This is a genomic window from Marivibrio halodurans (assembly GCF_017963645.1).
Lineage (GTDB): Bacteria > Pseudomonadota > Alphaproteobacteria > UBA8366 > Aestuariispiraceae > Marivibrio > Marivibrio halodurans.
Map to the genome: position 1 here is coordinate 178,397 of NZ_JAGMWN010000002.1, position 18,842 is coordinate 197,238.

The 18,842-nt window shown below is 66.0% G+C and carries 13 protein-coding genes; 9 read left to right on the plus strand and 4 right to left on the minus strand.

The genetic code is table 11. The features are described from left to right. Positions 1 to 101: 101 nt before the first annotated feature. The 3 genes from secA (at position 102) to KAJ83_RS05335 (ending at position 5,681) form a co-directional block, all read left to right on the plus strand. Complete coding sequence (gene secA / locus KAJ83_RS05325; RefSeq protein ID WP_210680994.1) at positions 102 to 2,921, plus strand: preprotein translocase subunit SecA; 2,820 nt, start codon at positions 102 to 104, stop codon at positions 2,919 to 2,921. A 148-nt stretch (positions 2,922 to 3,069) separates the two neighbouring features. Then, entirely contained in the window at positions 3,070 to 4,461 is a 1,392-nt protein-coding gene (locus KAJ83_RS05330; protein WP_210680995.1) for a pyridoxal-phosphate dependent enzyme, read from the plus strand. A 29-nt stretch (positions 4,462 to 4,490) separates the two neighbouring features. Then, on the plus strand, positions 4,491 to 5,681 hold the full coding sequence (locus KAJ83_RS05335; RefSeq protein ID WP_210680996.1) for a trans-sulfuration enzyme family protein: 1,191 nt from the start codon (positions 4,491 to 4,493) through the stop codon (positions 5,679 to 5,681). Between the two features lie 36 nt (positions 5,682 to 5,717). Here KAJ83_RS05335 and KAJ83_RS05340 read toward each other — a convergent pair whose 3' ends face one another. Continuing rightward, positions 5,718 to 6,767 carry an MBL fold metallo-hydrolase gene (locus tag KAJ83_RS05340; RefSeq protein WP_246484259.1) on the minus strand — a complete coding sequence of 350 codons (1,050 nt, stop codon included), beginning with the start codon at positions 6,765 to 6,767 and terminating at the stop codon, positions 5,718 to 5,720. A 295-nt stretch (positions 6,768 to 7,062) separates the two neighbouring features. On the opposite strand from KAJ83_RS05340, the gene KAJ83_RS05345 reads away from it, so the two are divergent. Next, a complete protein-coding gene (locus KAJ83_RS05345; RefSeq protein WP_210680997.1) occupies positions 7,063 to 9,741 on the plus strand; it encodes an ATP-binding protein in 2,679 nt (892 codons plus the stop codon). Between the two features lie 60 nt (positions 9,742 to 9,801). Here KAJ83_RS05345 and KAJ83_RS05350 read toward each other — a convergent pair whose 3' ends face one another. Continuing rightward, positions 9,802 to 10,377, minus strand: a complete 576-nt coding sequence (locus KAJ83_RS05350; protein WP_210680998.1) for a PAS domain-containing protein — start codon at positions 10,375 to 10,377, stop codon at positions 9,802 to 9,804. A 302-nt stretch (positions 10,378 to 10,679) separates the two neighbouring features. Here KAJ83_RS05350 and KAJ83_RS05355 point away from each other — a divergent pair, with 302 nt between their 5' ends. The 5 genes from KAJ83_RS05355 (at position 10,680) to KAJ83_RS05375 (ending at position 16,544) form a co-directional block, all read left to right on the plus strand. Further along, positions 10,680 to 11,216 carry a sigma-70 family RNA polymerase sigma factor gene (locus tag KAJ83_RS05355; RefSeq protein WP_210680999.1) on the plus strand — a complete coding sequence of 179 codons (537 nt, stop codon included), beginning with the start codon at positions 10,680 to 10,682 and terminating at the stop codon, positions 11,214 to 11,216. A 69-nt stretch (positions 11,217 to 11,285) separates the two neighbouring features. Next, complete coding sequence (locus KAJ83_RS05360; RefSeq protein WP_210681000.1) at positions 11,286 to 12,383, plus strand: FecR family protein; 1,098 nt, start codon at positions 11,286 to 11,288, stop codon at positions 12,381 to 12,383. 213 nt (positions 12,384 to 12,596) lie between these two features. Continuing rightward, complete coding sequence (locus KAJ83_RS05365) at positions 12,597 to 15,080, plus strand: TonB-dependent siderophore receptor (protein WP_343221950.1); 2,484 nt, start codon at positions 12,597 to 12,599, stop codon at positions 15,078 to 15,080. Between the two features lie 133 nt (positions 15,081 to 15,213). Next, positions 15,214 to 16,380: a PepSY-associated TM helix domain-containing protein gene (locus tag KAJ83_RS05370; RefSeq protein ID WP_210681001.1), complete on the plus strand. Its 1,167-nt coding sequence runs from the start codon at positions 15,214 to 15,216 to the stop codon at positions 16,378 to 16,380. Continuing rightward, positions 16,377 to 16,544, plus strand: coding sequence for a hypothetical protein (locus KAJ83_RS05375; RefSeq protein WP_210681002.1), 168 nt, complete (start codon positions 16,377 to 16,379; stop codon positions 16,542 to 16,544). The genes KAJ83_RS05370 and KAJ83_RS05375 overlap by 4 nt, the downstream gene beginning before the upstream one ends. Before the next feature lie 21 nt (positions 16,545 to 16,565). On the opposite strand, the gene KAJ83_RS05380 is transcribed toward KAJ83_RS05375, so the two are convergent. Then, on the minus strand, positions 16,566 to 17,594 hold the full coding sequence (locus tag KAJ83_RS05380; protein WP_210681003.1) for an amino acid ABC transporter permease: 1,029 nt from the start codon (positions 17,592 to 17,594) through the stop codon (positions 16,566 to 16,568). Positions 17,595 to 17,728: 134 nt separating this feature from the next. Then, positions 17,729 to 18,562 carry an ABC transporter substrate-binding protein gene (locus tag KAJ83_RS05385; protein ID WP_210681004.1) on the minus strand — a complete coding sequence of 278 codons (834 nt, stop codon included), beginning with the start codon at positions 18,560 to 18,562 and terminating at the stop codon, positions 17,729 to 17,731. Positions 18,563 to 18,842 lie beyond the last annotated feature (280 nt).

The following is an 18,842-nucleotide window of genomic DNA, read 5'->3' on the forward strand; positions in this document are numbered from 1 at the left end:
CACCCCCGGACCGTCTCGGGGACCGCCGCGGGACAAGCGCCGCGGCCGGCCCGGCCTTGGGGGCGCTCTCCAACGCTTCCAGGCGACGGCGGACCCATTTGATGATTTCCGGACTGCTCAAATCCGTATTCGGCACGGCGAACGATCGCGTCCTAAAGGGGCTGACCAAGAAGGTCGAGGCGGTCAACGCGCTCGAACCGGAGATGGAGGCACTCGACGACGCGGGCCTGCGCGCGCGCACCGACGATTTCCGCAAGCGCCTGGCCGAGGGGGCGACGAAGGACGACCTGCTGGTCGAGGCCTTCGCCACGGTCCGCGAGGCGGCCAAGCGCACGCTGGGCCAGCGCCATTTCGACGTGCAGCTCATGGGCGGCATGGTGCTGCATGAGGGCAAGATCGCCGAGATGAAGACGGGCGAGGGCAAGACCCTCGTCTCGACCCTCGCGGTCTATCTCAACGCGCTCGGCGGCAAGGGCGTCCATGTCGTCACGGTCAACGACTATCTGGCCAAGCGCGACGCGAGCTGGATGGGCGAGATCTACGAGTTCCTCGGCCTCACCGTCGGCGTCATCGTGCCCGGCCTTTCCGACGTGGAACGGCAGGCGGCCTATGCCCGCGATATCACCTACGGCACGAACAACGAATTCGGCTTCGACTATCTGCGCGACAATCTGAAATTCCGCCTGGAACAGATGGTGCAGCGCGATTTCAACTTCGCGATCGTCGACGAGGTGGATTCGATCCTGATCGACGAGGCGCGCACGCCGCTCATCATCTCCGGCCCGACGGAGGACAGCTCGGACACCTATCGCACGGTCGACGCGCTGATTCCCGACCTGACGGCGGAGGATTACGAGGTCGACGAGAAGCAGCGCTCTGTCACCCTGACCGAGCAGGGGCAGGAGCGGATCGAGGCCCTGCTGCGCGAGCGCACGGACCTGTTGGGCGAGGGCGGCCTCTACGATATCGGCAATGTCAGCGTCGTCCATCACGTCAATCAGGCCCTCAAGGCGCATCGTCTGTTCACGCGCGACACCGACTACATCGTCAAGGACGACAAGGTCGTCATCATCGATGAGTTCACCGGCCGCATGATGGAGGGGCGACGCTATTCCGACGGCCTGCATCAGGCGTTGGAGGCGAAGGAGCGCGTTTCTGTTCAGATGGAAAACCAGACGCTGGCTTCCATCACCTTCCAGAATTACTTCCGCATGTATCCGAAGCTGGCCGGCATGACCGGCACGGCGATGACGGAGGCGGGCGAGTTCGATGAGATCTACGGCCTTCAGGTGGTCGAGATGCCGACCAACAAGCCGATGGTCCGCAAGGATTTCGACGACGAGGTTTATCGCACCAGCAAGGAACGCGACGCCGCCGTCCTCGAACAGGTGAAGGACGCGCATTCGCGGGGCCAGCCGGTGCTGGTCGGCACCGTTTCGATCGAGAAGTCGGAGCAGTTCGCCGATCTTCTCAAGAAGGCCGGGTTGAAGCATCAGGTGCTGAACGCCCGCCATCACGAGCACGAGGCCGCGATCATCGGGCAGGCCGGTATTCCGGGCGCGATCACCATCGCGACCAACATGGCCGGGCGCGGCACCGATATCCAACTCGGCGGCAATTACGAGATGCGGGTCTGGCGCGAGTTGGAGACCGTCACCGACCCGGCCGAACGGGCCAGCCGCGAGAAGGCGATCGCCGACGACATCAAGGCCAAGCGCGATACGGTGCTGGAAGCCGGCGGCCTGCTGGTGATCGGGACCGAGCGGCACGAGAGCCGCCGCATCGACAACCAGTTGCGCGGCCGTTCCGGCCGGCAGGGTGATCCGGGTGCCTCCACCTTCTATGTCAGCCTGGAAGACGACCTGATGCGGATCTTCGGGTCCGAACGCATGGACGGCATGCTCGGCAAGCTGGGCATCGAGGAGGGCGAGGCCATCGTCCACCCCTGGGTCAACAAGGCCCTGGAAAAGGCGCAGCAGAAGGTCGAGGCGCGGAACTTCGAGGTGCGCAAGCAGCTTCTCAAGTTCGACGACGTCATGAACGATCAGCGCAAGGTCATCTTCGACCAGCGCAAGGAGTTGATGCGCGCCGACGATGTCTCCGACACCATTCAGGACATGCGCGCGGAGACGATCGACGAGTTGATCCATCGCACGATCCCCGCCCAGGCCTTGCCCGATCAGTGGGAAACCGACTCGTTGCATGAGGAATGCCTGCGGCTCTTCGCGCTCGACCTGCCGGTCGCGGACTGGGCGGCGGAGGAAGGCGTCGGCCGGGAGGAGATGCGCGAGCGTATCGCCAAGGCGGTGGACGAGAAGATGGCCCAGAAGGCCGCCCATTACGGCCCCGAGATCATGCGGGTGGCGGAGCGCAGTCTGCTGCTGCAACTCCTCGACCATGCGTGGAAGGATCATCTGCTGCAACTCGACCATTTGCGCCAGGGTATCGGGCTCAGGGCCTATGCGCAGCGCGATCCGCTCAATGAGTACAAGTCCGAGGCCTTCGACCTGTTCGAGCAGATGCTCTCCAACCTGCGCAGTCAGGTGACGAGCGTTCTCGCCCATGTCGAATTGCGGGTCGAGGCGACGCCGGAGGAGATCGATCAGCGTGCCCGCGCGCGTGGCCAGGAAGGCGCGCGGCGCGAATTGCGCCCGGAGGCCGAGGGTGCGCCCGCCGAAGTGCCCGCCGAAGCGCGGCAGCCCGCGCGCCAGCCGGAGATGGCGGGCGTCGGTGCCGGCGCCTCGCCGCAACGCGCCCAACCGATGACGGCGGAGACCGCGCCCCCCGGCTGGGTCGAGGACGAGGGCACCGGGCGCTGGCTCGACCCCAAGGACGAGAGCACCTGGGGCAAGGTGCCGCGCAATGCCAAGTGTCCCTGCGGGTCCGGCAAGAAGTACAAGCAGTGCCACGGCCGGGCGTGACGCCTCGTCCAAATCTCCCCGTGATCGGCACGGCCTGATCGGCGCGACCTGATCGACGCGACGCGCCTTCCGCATGCCGTCTTGGCAGGGCGGACAATGGGGTTTTAACTGCGGGCGTCGCGTGTTCACCGTCGGCATCGGAGGTCCCATGACCCGCATAGACGCCCGCCCGCCCTATCCCGATGTGCTCTCGATGATCGGCAATACCTCGATGGTCGAGGTGACGGGATTCGATACCGGCCCCTGCCGGCTGTTCCTGAAGCTCGAAAGCCAGAATCCCGGCGGCTCGATCAAGGATCGCATCGCGCTGTCGATGATCGAGGCGGCCGAACGCGAGGGCCGGATAAAACCCGGCGGCACGATCATCGAGGCGACGGCGGGGAATACCGGTCTCGGCCTGGCGCTGGTCGCGGCGCAAAAGGGCTACCGGATGAAGCTCGTCATCCCAGACAAGATGAGCCAGGACAAGATATTCCATCTGAAGGCCCTCGGCGCGGAGGTCGTCATGACCCGCTCCGACGTCGGCAAGGGGCATCCCGATTATTACCAGGACATGGCCGAACGGCTGGAGCGGGAGATTCCCAACAGCTTCTGGGTCAACCAGTTCGCCAACCCCGCCAATCCGGCCGCGCATGAGAAGACGACCGGGCCCGAGATCTGGGAGCAGATGGGCCACGATCTCGACGCGGTGGTCTGCGGCGTCGGCTCCGGCGGCACGATCTCGGGGCTCGGCCGCTATTTCAAGCGGGTGGCGCCGGATGTGCGCATGGTGCTGGCCGACCCGGAGGGCTCCGTCGTCGGCAAGGCCGCGCTGACGGGCGAGGTCCCGTCCGAGGTCGGCTCCTGGCTGGTCGAGGGCATCGGCGAGGATTTCATCCCGCCCAATTGCGACCTCTCCCTGATCGCCGACGCGGTCTATGTCTCCGACCGGGAGGGGTTCCATGCCGCGCGCGATCTGGTGGCGCGGACCGGCGTGCTGGGCGGCAGCTCGACCGGAACGCTCCTCGCCGGCGCGCTGAAATGGTGCCGGCGGCAAACGGAACCGAAGCGGGTCGTCACCTTCGTCTGCGACACCGGCAATAAATATCTCTCCAAGGTCTATAACGACGCCTGGATGGTCGATAACGGCCTGATGGAATTGGAGAGCCACGGCGACCTGCGCGATCTGGTCGTGCGCCGGGCGGATCGCGGGCAACTGGTCACGGCGAAGACCACGGAAACCCTCGGCACCGCCTATGGCCGGATGCGCATGTTCGATGTCAGCCAGATTCCGGTGATGGACGACAAGGGACGCCTCGTCGGACTGGTGGATGAGAGCGACGTGATGCTGGCGGCCCAGGAAGGGACCGACCCGTTCGGCCAGTCGGTCGCGGATCACATGGTCGAGAATCTGGAGATCGTGCATCCCGGCGATTCGCCGGACAGCCTGTTGCCGCTGTTCCGCTCGGACAAGGTTGCTATCGTGATGGAGGACGACCACCTATTCGGCCTCATCACCAAGGTCGATTTCATCAACCATCTGCGGCGCCGCGGGCGCTGACGGATCGGCGAGGGAAGGGAAGCAACGGCATGGACGGCGCGCCGAGCGGATCGAAACGCAATCGCAAGCAGGGCCTCTCCACCCGGGGTATCCATGCGGGCCAGGAACCGGACCCGACGACCGGCGCCATCATGGTGCCGATCTACGCGACCTCGACCTACGTTCAGGAGAGCCCGGGCCGGCACAAGGGCTATGAATATTCGCGCAGCCAGAACCCGACGCGCATGGCGCTGGAGGCCTGCGTCGCCGATCTGGAGGGCGGCGCGCGCGGCTATGCCTTCGCCAGCGGGCTGGCCGCCATGGGAACCATCCTGGAGACACTGGACAGCGGCGCGCGGGTGCTGGCGATGGACGATCTCTATGGTGGCAGCTACCGGCTGTTCCATGACGTTCGGCAGCGGTCCAGCGGCCTGCATTTCGATTTCGTCGACATGACCGATCCGGCGGCCGTGGAGGCCGCGATCACGCCGGAAACGCGGATGATCTGGATCGAGAGCCCGACCAACCCGACGCTGAAGCTGGTCGATCTGGCGGCCATGGCCGATATCGGGCGCCGCCACGGCCTCGTCACCGTGTGCGACAACACCTTCGCCTCGCCCATCGTCCAGCGTCCGTTGGAGCATGGCATCGACATCGTCGTCCATTCGGCGACGAAATACTTGAACGGTCATTCCGATATGGTCGGCGGCGTGGTCGCGGTGCGCGAGGCGGGCGATATCGCCGACCGGCTCGGCTATCTCCAGAACGCGGTGGGCGCGATCCTGGGGCCGTTCGACAGCTTCCTGGCGCTGCGGGGGTTGAAGACGCTGGCGCTGCGCATGCGCCAGCATTGCGCCGCCGCCCAGGCCGTCGCGGAGTATCTGGAGGCCCATCCGAAGATCGAACGGGTGATCTATCCCGGCCTCGCCTCGCACCCGCAGCATGATTTGGCGGCGCGCCAGATGACGGGCGGGTATGGCGGCATCGTCACCGCCTTCCTGAAGGGCGGGCTGGAGGAAAGCCGCCGTTTCCTGGAGAGCACAGAGCTTTTCGCCCTCGCCGAGAGCCTGGGCGGGGTGGAGAGCCTGATCGAGCATCCGGCGATCATGACCCATGCCTCCGTCCCGCCGGAAAACCGCGCGAAGCTGGGTATCTCCGATACGCTCGTGCGGCTATCCGTCGGGGTGGAGGATACGGCGGATCTGATCGCCGACCTGGAGGCCGCGCTGGAGGCGGTCTGAGAACCGCCGCCATCACCCTGTCCACCCGTCCTCCGGTCAGCAGCCGGCGGTGCAGGTTCCTTCTCCGTCGAAACGCATCGCCCGGCCGCTGAGCGGCAGGTGCGCGGGCACCGTCACCGCGTCCATGAACTGCTTGGTGCGGGTCCCGTCCTTGACGGCGCCGCCCTCGGTCGCGGGTTCGTTCGCGTGGCTGGGGATGACGGCCTTGGGCTTCACCAGCTCGTTGACGACGAAGGCGGCTTCCGTCGGGCCGGTCGTGTAGGTGTCGCCGATATTCATGACGGCCAGTTCCGCGCCGTACTGGCGGCGGACGACGGTTTCCTGTTCCGCCGTCACGCCGGTATCGCCGGAGAGATAGACGACCAGCCCGTTGCTGAAGGTCAGCACGAAGCCTTCCGGCGGGCCGACATAGGCGGTCAGGCCGGCGGTGGAGAGATGCTCGCCCAGCTCCCCCTCGATGAAGGCGCCGGACAGGCCGTTCGAATGCACCGCGGGCACGGTCGTGACCGTGACCCCGCCGATCGTCGTCGAGGCGCCGAAGCGCACCAGCCGCACCGTCGCGGGATCGCCGCCCAGCGCCTTCACCTTGTTGGCGAAGAAGCCCGGCATCTCGCCGCCGACGACGAAGGCCGCCCCCTTGGCCATGGCGATATCGATGCTGTTGGAATTCGGCGTGGCGTCGACGGGGAATTCCAGATCGGTGCAGGGGCCCTGCTTCACCGCCTCGATCCGGCGGTCGCCCAGATGGTCGCCATGGACGTGGCTCAGCAGCACGGCGTCGATCGCGCCGAGGCGCGGGTCGTCGGGCCCCGCGACCGTACGGCCGGCATCATAGAGAATGCGGGTGCCGTCCGGGTCCTCGAAGATCATCGCGCGGTCGAGCTGACAGAACTCGCCCTCGTGACTGCCGAGCGGAGTGACCGTCACGGTGCCGTCGGAGGCGCCGCCATCCTGGGTACTATCCTGGGCTGCGGCCGAGGGCCCGCCGGGCAGCATGGCAGCGCTCATCATCAGGGAAAGCGCGGCGAGTGTCCGCGTTCCGGCGCGGAGCGAACTGAACGCGGTCGCGATCGACGTCGAAACCATGGGTCCCTGTCCTTTCAATGTTCGTGCGGGTCAATGTTCGTGCGGTCGGGCGGGCCGGCGAAGCCGAACGGCGCCATGATCATCGCTTGGGATTATGTAGAGCGCGCACGGCGGGCGGCCACCCCGGTGTCGCCATGCCTCCATATCCGTCTGCGAGGCGACACCACCTTGCCGTTAACGAAATCTACACGGGTCCTCGGTTATCGAGGGGAACCATTATTCATGAATGTTGCCATCCAGCCCCGTAGGCATTGGGTCCATCATGTCGAGATGGGCCGATCCGAGTAGGACATCCATGGACGCGCTGAAAGCACTGCTGCTTCCCCTGATCAACGATATCGGACTGTTGTCCCTCATGGTGCTCGTCGTCGGGGGACTTCGCGCACGCTATGGCATCGATGGCGTGGCGCTTCGGCGGGATATCCTGACGGGGCTCGCCTTCGGGGCGATGGCATCGCTCGTGATGTTGCAGCCGGTTCCGCTACCGCATGGGGCCGTGGCCGACCCGAGGGCGGGTCCCTTGCTGCTCGCCGGCTATTTCGCCGGTCCGTTCGGCGCGGCCGTCACGGCCGCCATGGGGGCGGCCACGCGCTACTATGTGGTGGGTGGTCCCGTCGCCCTGGGAGGCGCGGTCAGTTTCGCGCTCTATGCGATGGCAGGCCTCGGCGCGGGCTATTTGCTCAAGCGCCGCCGGCGCCCGCTCTCCGCGCCGGTCCTGGTCGGGATCGGGGTCGTCGGGACCGTGGCGGTCATCCCGTCCTTCTTCATAAGCGTCACGCCCGAGGTGGCGCTGGAAATTCTCGCCGTCGCGGGACCGACCGTGCTCGGCGCGAATATCGTCGCGACCCTGCTCGTCGGCCTAGTCCTTACCGAGGCGGCGCGCATGGCCGACAGCCGGCGGCGCGAGATTCAGACCCGCGAGGAACTCCGTAAGCTCGCCTTGGTCGCCGACCGCACGACCAACGGCGTGATCATCTCCGACCGGTTCGGCATGATCGACTGGGTCAATGAGGGCTTCACCCGAATGACCGGCTATTCCCTCGACGAGGTGCGCGGCCTGAAACCCGGCGCGTTCCTGCAGGGACCGGGAACCGATCCGGAAACGCGCGCCCATATCAGCGAACAGCTTAACGCCGGCCTGCCCGTGTCCACGGAAATCCTGAACTATCATAAGTCGGGGGGGGAATATTGGGTGGCCGTCGACATCCAACCCGTGGAGACGGTGGGTGAACTGACAGGTTTCATCGCTATCCAGTCCGATATCACGCGTCGCAAGAAGCTGGAACTCAATCTTCTTCAGGCGGAAACGGTCGCGCGGACCGGCAATTGGGAATATGATCTGCGAACCGGCGCGGCGGTATGGTCGCGCGGTGTCTTCGAGCTGTTCGAGGTGCGCGAGGCGGATGGCGCGCTCGATTTCGATCAGGTTCTCTCCATCATCCATTCCGAGGACCGCGACCGGCTGCGCAACAAGATCACGCAGACCCGGAAGACCGGGGCGGCGTTTCGGGTCCGGGTCCGCGCCCTGGTTCACGGCAGGACGGTGTGGGTCGAACTGGTCGGCGATGCGGATCGCGCCCGTGGCCAGACCCAGCGCGTCTTCGGCATCATACAGGATGTGACGATGATCGCGGAGCGCGAGGAGCAATTGCTGGCCGCGCGCGAGCAGGCGGAACTCGCCAACCGCTCCAAGAGCCAGTTCCTCGCCAATATGAGCCACGAAATCCGCACCCCCATGAATGGGGTGCTCGGCATGGCTTCCTTGCTGTTGCAATCCGATCTGAGTCCGGAGCAGAAGCGTTTCGTGCGCACGATTCATGAATCGGGCACGATTTTGCTGACGACAATCAACGAGATCCTCGATTTCTCCAAGATCGAGGCGGGGCACGTCGATATCACGCCGGGCCCGTTCGACATCCGCCTCCAGGTCGACAGGGTCCGGGATCTGTTCATGGTCCAAGCGAGCGAGAAGGGGCTGACCTTCTCCGTCGAGGTCGCTGACGACGTGCCGCGCGCCTTGGTGGGCGACGGCGATCGTATCCATCAGATCCTGGTCAATCTGCTCGGCAATGCGATCAAGTTCACGGCCGAGGGCGTCGTTCAGCTTTCCGTTTCCGTCGAACGGGAGCGATTGGACCAAGCCGCCGGCGATGCGACGCATGTCGTGCGTTTCGACGTGGCCGATACCGGGATCGGGATTGAATCGGAGGCGTGTGAACGACTCTTCTCCAGCTTCACCCAGGCGGACAGCAGCATCGCCCGGCGTTATGGCGGCACGGGGCTTGGTCTCGCCATCTCGCGCCATCTGTGTAGCTTGATGGACGGGACGATCGAGGTCGAGAGCGCGCCGGGCAAGGGCAGTGTCTTCACGCTTCGATTACCGCTCCGCGAGACCGCCGGGACGGGCGGGAACCGGACGGAGGCATGGGGCTCGCCCATGGATGTGGGATCGCTCTCCATCCTGCTGGCCGAGGATAATGAGGTGAATCAACTCGTCGTCGGCGCGATGCTCTCCGCGCTGGGTCATCGCTATGAGGTCGCGAACAACGGCGCGGAAGCGATCCGGGCCTTGCGCGGCGCACGCTATGATCTCGTCCTGATGGATGTCCATATGCCGGAGGTCGACGGCGTGACGGCGGTGAAATCGATCCGGGCCTCCGATATGGATCAGCGCGACATTCCCGTGATCGCCTTGACCGCGGACGCTCTGGACGGCCGTCGGGAGCATTATCTCTCGCTCGGCATGAATGACTATCTGACCAAGCCGATCGATATGCGCGCGCTGGCCGCCGCGCTTCGCCGCGCGGTGCCGGGGCGCCGGCCGGCCGTCCTTCGCGAGCCGGTCTCCACCGCGCTGCGGCCGGGCCGCGTCCGTGGGCGGTCCGGTGCCGGCCATGACGCGGCACCTGGAAGCGTCATGGCGGACATGGCGCGGACCGGCGATAATCAGGAGGCACGGAAGGCCGAGCGGTAAGGTCTTTCCCCTCTATCCGGGTCCCCAATCCGGGTCCCCAGTCCGGGTCCCCAGTCCGGGTCAGCGTCTTTGGTCCGGAATCCCCGCGCGCGGGGGACCGGGGATGTTGCCGACGACGAACCGTGTCACACGGCCGTCCCCTCCGGCTAGGGGCAGGATCAGGCGACGCCAGCTCGCGACCATAACCGATTGGGGGGGCGCGTGCTCGGTCAGGACGGGTTCGCGCCGTGCCATGGACGCCAGATAGACGGCCCGGAAAAAAGCCGCGATATAGGGGTCCACGGCGGTCTCCGATAGGAGCAGGCCGGTCAGATCCCGCCCGAACCGCTCCGCGATCTCGCGCCCATAGACGCGGTATCGGAAATCCGCGCCTTCGTTCACGACGTCAAGCAACATGACATAGGGCAGGGTGGCCGACACCTCCAGCGGATCGAACTCCATCTGCGCGGGCAGGTCCAACCCGTCCCGCCGCCGCGAATCCCGCAAGCTGGTCCAGTAGGTGAAAAGGGTATCCAGATTTGGATTCCGCAATTGGCCTACCGCCGGCTCGAAGTCGATCACCGGCCTGGGCGCGTTGAATTCGCGGAAATAATCGATGGTTCGATCCGCTCGTCCTTCCGTCAACTCACGCGTCATCGCGTCAAGCATGTCCTCGAGAGGAAGCCGCGCCATCGATCAAGCCTATTCCCATGTCCGTTAATTGTTCCGTGAAAAGCGAGTGCAGCATAACGGCGCATGATAAGCGAGCATTGTTTCGCCTCGTCGGCGGGTTGCCGCCACTCCCCCTTTCCGGCCTGTCCGGCGCTTTCCCGTCCCGGAGTCTTCCTTCGGGAACAAGGAAGGCGACGGGGATGATTGCACCATGGGCGTGGTATTGTTAAAAGCAAATAAGAATTATTCGCATCTAAATTCCTGCTCAAGGCACGGATCGGCAGCCGGTGCAACGAACGCGCATCACATTGGCCTTGTTTTCCCGGCACAGGGCCGCGCTTATCGACTATGCCCAACGCATTCTCGGCAATCGGGAGGGGGCGGAGGACGTGGTTCAGGATGCGTGGCTTCGCGTCGCGCATGCCGATGGGTCGTCGACCGGCGCCATGGTCGACCGACCGCTCGGCTATCTCTATCGTGTCGTGCGCAATCGGGCGATCGACATGCGCCGCCGCGATATGGAGCGCGCGCCCTCCACTGCCCCGGCCCAGGCCGGATCGGCCGACCCGTCGCCGGAGGCCGTGGCCGCGGACCGTCAGGCGTTGGCGGTGATGTCGGCCGCCCTCGACGAGTTGCCGGCGCGTACGCGCCGTGCCGTTCTCTTGCATCGCGTGGACGGAATGCGCATGGTTGAAATCGCGCGCGAACTCGACCTTTCCGTCGCATCGGTTCATGGCTTGATCCATGATGGTCTTGCCCATTGCCGAGATCGGTTGAGGCGCGAAGGCGTTCTGCCACAGTCGATCGATGGGGACGGGCGATAGGGCGGGTGTGAAATATCGCCGGTCTCGTTCGTCCTAGAGGGTATGGATCATCTTCCAAAGGGAAACGCCATGCACGGACAGCGCCTTTCGCGCGGTCGCGGTCCGACCGATAGGCCGGACGGGCGGGCGGTCGACGCGACGGCGCTGGATTTCGCCATCGCGCTGCGCGACGCCCCGGAAGATGAGGCCCTGGCCGAAAGGTTCGAGGCATGGTTGGCGGCGGATATGGCGCATCGGGCCGCATGGCGTGAGGTGCGAAGCCTTATGGCGCTGACCGACGCGATTGGCGCCGGTCGGTGGGCGGCGTCGCCCGACCCTTCGCCCGACGCCGGTTTCGCGCCGGAAACCGGGTCGGCGTCCGGGCGTTCGGGCCGGCCACGGGCGGCGCGATGGCGCGGCGGCCGGGTATCGCGGCCGCGACGCGTGACGGCGGGCCTGTGCGCGGCGGCCGTCATCATGATGCTGGCGGTTGTCATCGGAACGGGCGTGCGGGGGCCGGAGGCGGATTACGCGACCGGCATGGGGGAACGGCGCGCCGTCTCCCTGCCCGATGGTTCGCGACTCGATCTCTCGGCGGAGAGCGCGGTCGCCCTTTCCTTCGACGCGGAACGGCGTGTCGTCGATCTGATCGACGGCGCGGTCTTCGCGACCGTCGTGCCGGATCCGACACGGCCCTTCACCATACGTGCCGGCGCGCTCGAGGGCACGGCGGTCGGCACGGCCTTCGAGGTGCGACGGCTCGACGATGGCGCGCGCCTCGCGGTTGCCGAGGGGGTGGTGCGTGTCGACCGGCCCGGTACTTCCGTTTCGAACACCGATACCGACCCCGTGCCCGGCACGGTGCGGCTCGTCGCGGGCGAATGGGCGCGCGTCGACGCCGATGCGACACGCGCTCTCGCGCGCGGCCGCCAGTCCGCGGCAAGCGTCGCCAGTTGGCGCGAGGGCGTGCTCAGCGTCACGGATTGGCCCGTCGCGGATGTGGTCGATGCGATCCGCGACCAGTTTCCGGGAACCATCCTGGTGCTCGGGTCGGCGGCGACGGGGACCCATGTCACCGGCGTCTACGACCTCTCCCAACCGTTGCGGGCCCTGCGCGCGGTGGCGCATCCGCATGGCTTCGTCGTCCGGCCCTTCGGGGATTGGCTGATCGTCCTCTCGCCGGTTTGAGGGCGCGAGGGCCGCGCAATTCCGCGGAAGGGGCCGGTGCGGAACTTTTTCTGAAATCCGGGGATACCCAGCCGTCCTAGGAGTCGGACGCGATCATGACGGTCGCGGCGCGCCCACTCTCGGGGTGGGCGTCGGTTTCGGTCACGGATGAGTGGAGAAGGGGAAGTCATGCTCAGCACTGGCATGCTCAGCACTGGGAGGAACGCGCGGACGGTGGGCCAAGCGCCGCGCCGGGAGGCACCGCGCCGTCGGCTTGTCGAGGCGGGCTGGATCGTGCCGGCGGCGTTCTTGGTGGCGTCGATGGCGTCGCCCGCCGTGCTGGCCGAACCGGCGAACATCGAAATGGCGAGAGCCGCGCAACTCGCGCAAGCGTCCGAGGAGAGCGTCGATTTCGCGATTCCCAGCCAAGCGCTGAGCGAGGCGCTGACCGCCTTCGGTCGTCAGGCCGGCCTGCAGGTCACGGTCGAGTCGGAGCTTCCGGCCGGGCGCACGGCGCCCGCGGTCAACGGGACGATGACGCCGAGCGCGGCGTTGCGGATGCTTCTTTCCGGAAGCGGCCTGACCTGGGCGTTCCTGGATGACGACACGGTCGCCCTGCGCCGGGTCGAGGCGGGGAACGATCAGATGGTCCTGGACCCGATCATGGTCGAAGGCAGCGGCACGCCCGCGACCGGCGATATCGGCCGTCAACTGGCCCCCTATGCCGGTGGGCAAGTCGCGCGCGGCGGGCGCAGCGGTATCCTGGGGAACCAGGACATGATGGACGCGCCCTTCAACGTCACGGCCTATACCGAGGATACGATCCGCCTGCAGCAGGCCGAGACGATCGGCGACGTGATGGAGAACGACCCCTCCGTGCGTACCGGCTACGGCTTCGGCAATTTCTCCGAACGCTTCCGGATTCGCGGCTTCGACGTCTATGGCGAGGATGTGTCGGTCGACGGCCTCTATGGCAACGCGCCGCGCCAGCTCGTGTCCATGGAAATGTATGAGCGCGTCGAGGTGACGAAGGGCGCGAATGCCTTCCTGAACGGTGTCGGCCCTGGAAACAGCGGCGTCGGCGGCGGCATCAATCTCGTCCCGAAGCGCGCGGGCGACGAGCCCCTGACCCGCCTGTCCGGCGATCTGGCGAACAATGCGCGGGCCGGCGCCCATGTCGATTTCGGGCGGCGCTTCGGCAAGAACGATGTCTTCGGCCTGCGTGTCAACGTCGCCCATCGCGACGGTGAAACCTCGATCGAGGATGAGGAGCGCCGGATGAGCCTCGGCTCCGCCGCCTTCGATTATCGTGGCGAGGATACCCGCGTCACCCTCGACATCGCCGCCCAGGAACATCGCATCGACCAGGGACGCCCGATGGTGCAGGTCGGCACGTCGCTGGTACCCGACGCCCCCGACGCGGAAACCAACTACGGCCGGGATTGGAGCTATGCCGAGATGGACGATCGTTACGTCCAGGCCCGGGTGGAACATGATCTGTTCGATCGGTGGACGGCGCATCTCGCCGCCGGTCTGCGCAATATGGAGGAGGACGGCGACTACGCCACCCCGACCATCAATAATCTGTCCGGCACGGCGACGGTCGGCCGGATGGCGGTCCCGCGCGAGGATTCGAACCGCAGCATCGATGCCGGTATTCGCGGTGCCTTCGAAACCGGGCCGGTCGGCCACGAACTGACCTTCGGCGCCAATCGCCTGGAGACGGAGAACCGGAACTCCTACGACCTCGCGCTGACCAACGCGACGATCAATATCTACGATCCGCGACAGACGGCGCGGCCGGGGCCCGGCCTCGTCGCCGGCAGCCTGACCGACCCGCCGCTGGTTTCGGAAAGCGAGCTTCAGAGCACCTATATCGGCGATACGCTCTCGATCATGGACGACATGGCCTCCCTGACGGTCGGCCTGCGCAACCAGGAGATCGAGGTGCGCGGTTATAACCGCACGACCCAGGCCCAGACGTCGTATTATTCCGAGAGCGCGCTGACCCCGGCCGTCGGCCTCGTGGTGCGGCCGACGGAGCAGTTCTCCCTCTACGGCAACTATATCGAGGCGCTGGAGCAGGGACCGACCGCGCCGAGCACCGCGACAAATGCCGGCGAAATCTTCGCGCCCCATATCTCGGAGCAGTTCGAGATCGGCACGAAGCTCGATTTCGGAACTATCGGGGGATCGCTGGCGCTGTTCCAGATCAGCAAGCCGAGCGGCCTGACCGACCCGGCGACCAATCTTTATAGCGTCGACGGCGAGCAGCGCCATCGCGGTGTCGAACTGACACTGTTCGGCGAGCCGGTGGAGGGAACGCGCCTGATCGGTGGCGTCGCCTATACCCGGGCCGAACTGGTCGCGACGGCGGGTGGCGCCAATGACGGCAATGATGCGGTCGGCGTGCCGGACCTTCAGGCCAATCTGGGCGTGGAATATGACCTGCCCTTCCTGGACCGGGCGACGATCGGCGCGCGTGCCCTCTATACCGCGCCGCAATATCTCGACGCGGCCAATAGCCAGGAGGTTCCGTCCTGGGCGCGGCTCGATCTCGCCGCGCGCATGACGCGGACGATCGACGACCGGGACGTGCTCTTCAACCTGTCGGTGGAGAATGTGACGAACGAGGCTTATTGGGCCTCGGCCGCCGGGGGGTATCTGACCCAGGGCGCGCCGGTGACCGGCAAGTTCTCGGTCTCGATGGATTTTTAATCGAAGCTCACGACCCGCGCGTCATTGCGCGGGACCGGAAGATCTTTGGGGAGGCGAAGCCGGCGTATCGCGCCGCGCGGTCGCCTCCCCAATCGTCGTAAGGGCCGGTGGGCCGTAAGACGGAGGAGAAGGCGTGAGTCCGGTCGCGGTTAAACGATGGGTCTGGGTTCATAAGTGGACCAGTCTGATCTGCACGGTCTTCATGCTGTTGCTGTGCGTGACGGGTCTGCCCCTGATCTTCCATGATGAGATCGACGCGGCGCTGGAGGGCGATACCACCCTGCCGCCAGTGCCGGAGGGCACGGGCCTTCGCACCCTGGACGAAGCGGTCGCGGCCGCCCTCGCCGCCTATCCGGGGGAGCGGCCGCTGTTCCTCAGCTTCGACATCGACCGCCCGGTCGTGAACGTGACGACGGGGCCGCGCGCGCGTTCGACGCTGGCGGAGATGCACCTGACCGCCATCGATCTGCGCACCGCGGAAATCATCGGTTCGATCAAGGAGGAGGGGATCATGCATGTGATCCTGCGCCTCCATGTCGATATGTTCGCGGGTCTGCCGGGGGAGCTTTTCCTGGGGTTCATGGGGCTGTTGCTGGTCGTCTCCATCGTCTCCGGCGTTGTCGTCTATGCGCCTTTCATGCGGCGGCTGCGGTTCGGGACGGTGCGGACCACGCGTTCGATCCGGCTGAAATGGCTCGACCTGCATAATCTGATCGGGATCGTCACCTTGATGTGGCTGACGGTGGTGGCGATCACGGGCGTGATCAACACACTCTCCACGCCGCTGGTGGACCTCTGGCGGGCGGATGAATTGGCGGAGCTGACCGCGCCCTATGAAGGCATGCCGCTTCCGGAAAGCTTCACCGACATCGATGCCGCGGTCGATACCGCCATGGCGGCGGCGCCAGGGATGAGCCCGCGTTTCATCGCCTTTCCCGGCGTCCGGTTCAGCACCAACCACCATTATGCCGTCTGGCTTCGCGGTGCCACCACGGCGACGGAACGGCTCAGTACCCCGGTGTTGATCGATGCCACCGACGGCGACCTGACCGCCGTCGGCTCGCGCCCCTGGTACATGACGGCGCTCGGTCTTTCCCAGCCGCTGCATTTCGGGGACTACGGTGGGCTGCCGTTGAAGATCCTGTGGGCGGTCCTGGATATCCTGGCGATCGTCCTGCTGGGAAGCGGCGTTTATCTCTGGGCGGTCAAGCGTTCCGGCGGCTCGGCGGAGGCGTTGGTGGCACGCCGCGCGCGGGCCGTGTCGGAGGGATCGGGACCGGAAGCGGAGGCGGCGGAATGACCCTGTGGGCGATTTTTCGGGCGCCGGTCGTCATCGCGGTGGCCAGCATCGTCGGGCTCGTCGCCGCGCTTGTCGGCAACGGGTTGGCGGACGCGGCCTCCTGGGTTGGGCTGTTGGTGCCGGTTGCCGCGGTGGTCTGGGCCTGGATGGCGCGGCGGCAGTAACGACGGCGACCGCGATCGATCCTATCGCGCGTCGGCCTTGCCATAGTGTCGCTCGATCCGGGCCTGGATCATCTCGAAGCAGATCGACAGCGCCCAATAGACCAGCGCGGCGGTGATCAGCATCTCCATATGCTTGAATTCGCTGCGCCCCTGGGTCTTGGCAAGGAAGGTCAGTTCCCACACCCCCACGACGGAAACGAGGGAGCTGTCCTTCAGCATGGCGATGAACTGGTTGCCGGTCGGGGGGACGATCAGCTTCATCGCTTGCGGCATGACGATCTTGCGGAAGATGATGCCGCCGCGCAGGCCGAGCGCCATGGCGGCTTCCCGCTGGCCGCGCGGCACACCCTGGATGCCGGCGCGGAAGATCTCCGCCAGATAGGCGCCGTAGCATATCGACAGCGCCGCGATCCCCGCCGGTACCGGATCGACGACGAAGCCGAGCTGCGGCAGGCCGATATAGATCAGATAGATCTGCATCAACAGCGGCAGGCCGCGGAAGAAGCTGATGTAGAAGGTGGAGACGCCAAAGGCGAAGGGGTTCCGCGACATCCGCGCCAGCGCCGCGAACAGCGCGATGACGCAGGCGATCGCGATCGAGACGAGCGAGATATAGATCGTCGTGAAAGCCCCGCGCCCGACCAGGAAGCCGATCTTCTTGGCGATGAATTCATAGGAAAGATCGAAGGAATAGAAGAAGGTGAGAAACAGCAGGAAGAGTTCGAGCCAGACGAGCGGAAGCTGAAGCCGCCCGGGGCAGAGCGTGATCAGGAAGACGTTGATGGCGATCGCGACCGTCATGACGACGGCGGTCGCGAAGAGGCCCCAGAGCCCGCTCTCCATCGGATCGCCGATCGCCGGGCGCAGCAGTTCGCCGACCCCGGTGCCGCGCAAATCCGTGATCATGAAGAAGACGACGCCGATGACGGCGAGCGCGATGCGCTGGTTCCGCCGGCCCTCCAGCCAGGCGAAGCCGTTCTCGAAGGCGGTACCGAGGATGTTGAGGAGCGACTTGCGCGCTCGCGCTGGGACGGCGTCTCGCTCGGACATGAGCCTCTGGCCGGTGCTGCGCCGTCCGGAGCCCGTGGCTGGGACGGCGGTGGTTTGGAACGGGATAGGGGCCGGCCGCGCCCGCCACCGGCCCGGACGGGCGGGGACGGGGCGCGGCCGGTATCCGATCGCGTTTATTCGGTCGTGGTATAGTCCACGCCGTACCACTTCTCGGACAGCTCGCTCAGCGTGCCATCCTCATGCATGGCGTTGATGATCTCCTTGATCTTGGCGTCGAATTCCTCGTCGCCCTTGTCGGTCGCGACCGCCAGCGGCTCGTAGAAGGCCGGCGTGCCGACGATCTCCATCGGATAGCCGTTCTTGATCGCTTCCTGGATGGTCGGCTGGGCCGAGAGCACGGCGTCGAGGCGCGTGCCGTCGCCGAGGCGCAGATCGTCGAAGGCATTGGTATCCGTCTCGTAGGTACGGATTTCCCCGGCCTTGACGTCGTAGGAGAAGTCCGGCGCGCCGAGCGCGTCGATCACCAGGTTCTCGTTCAGGTAATTCTCGTAGGTGCAGCCGCCGCAAACGCCGATGGTCTTGCCGTTCAGCGCTTCCTTGCTGTCGATCGCGGAATCCGCGTGCACCGCGAAGGAGGCTGGCACGTAGTAATAGACCGCCGGGAAGTCGAGCACCTCCGCCCGCGTCTTCGTCGGCGTCATTGAGCCGACCGAGATATCCCAGCGGCCGTTCCAATTGCCGGCCGTGATGACTTCCCAGGCCGGGGTGACGATCTCGATCTCGACGCCCATGCGCTTGGCGATCTCGCGGCCGACATCGACGTCGAAGCCGTCCATCTCGTTGTCGTCGTTCAGGAAGGACTGCGGCGGATAGGCCGGGTCCGAGGACAAGGTGAGCGTGCCGGTGGACGTCACCCGGTCGAGCGTCTCGCCCGCCTGGGCGAGGGCGGGGGCGACGAGAAGCGTGGCGGCCGTGAGCAGGCCGATGAGCGTGCGGGTCGGTTTCATGGTGTTCGAGCCTCCAAACCGTTCTTTAGCCGGATCGTGTCCGTTCTTCGTGGTATGTTTCGTCGTGTTCGTGACCGGATCGCCGCCCGGCGCATCGATATGATCCCCTACGATACGACCCGCACGACGGGTAGCAGCATAGAGAATCCACGCGCGCGCAACAATCGCCCAATCCACCGGCCCCAATCCGGAGGCCCCCAATCCGAAAGCCTCCGTGCGGGCGGCGCGAAGGGGCTCGCATGCGGGAAAGGAATCATGCTAGGCGAATGAACGGTTAGGA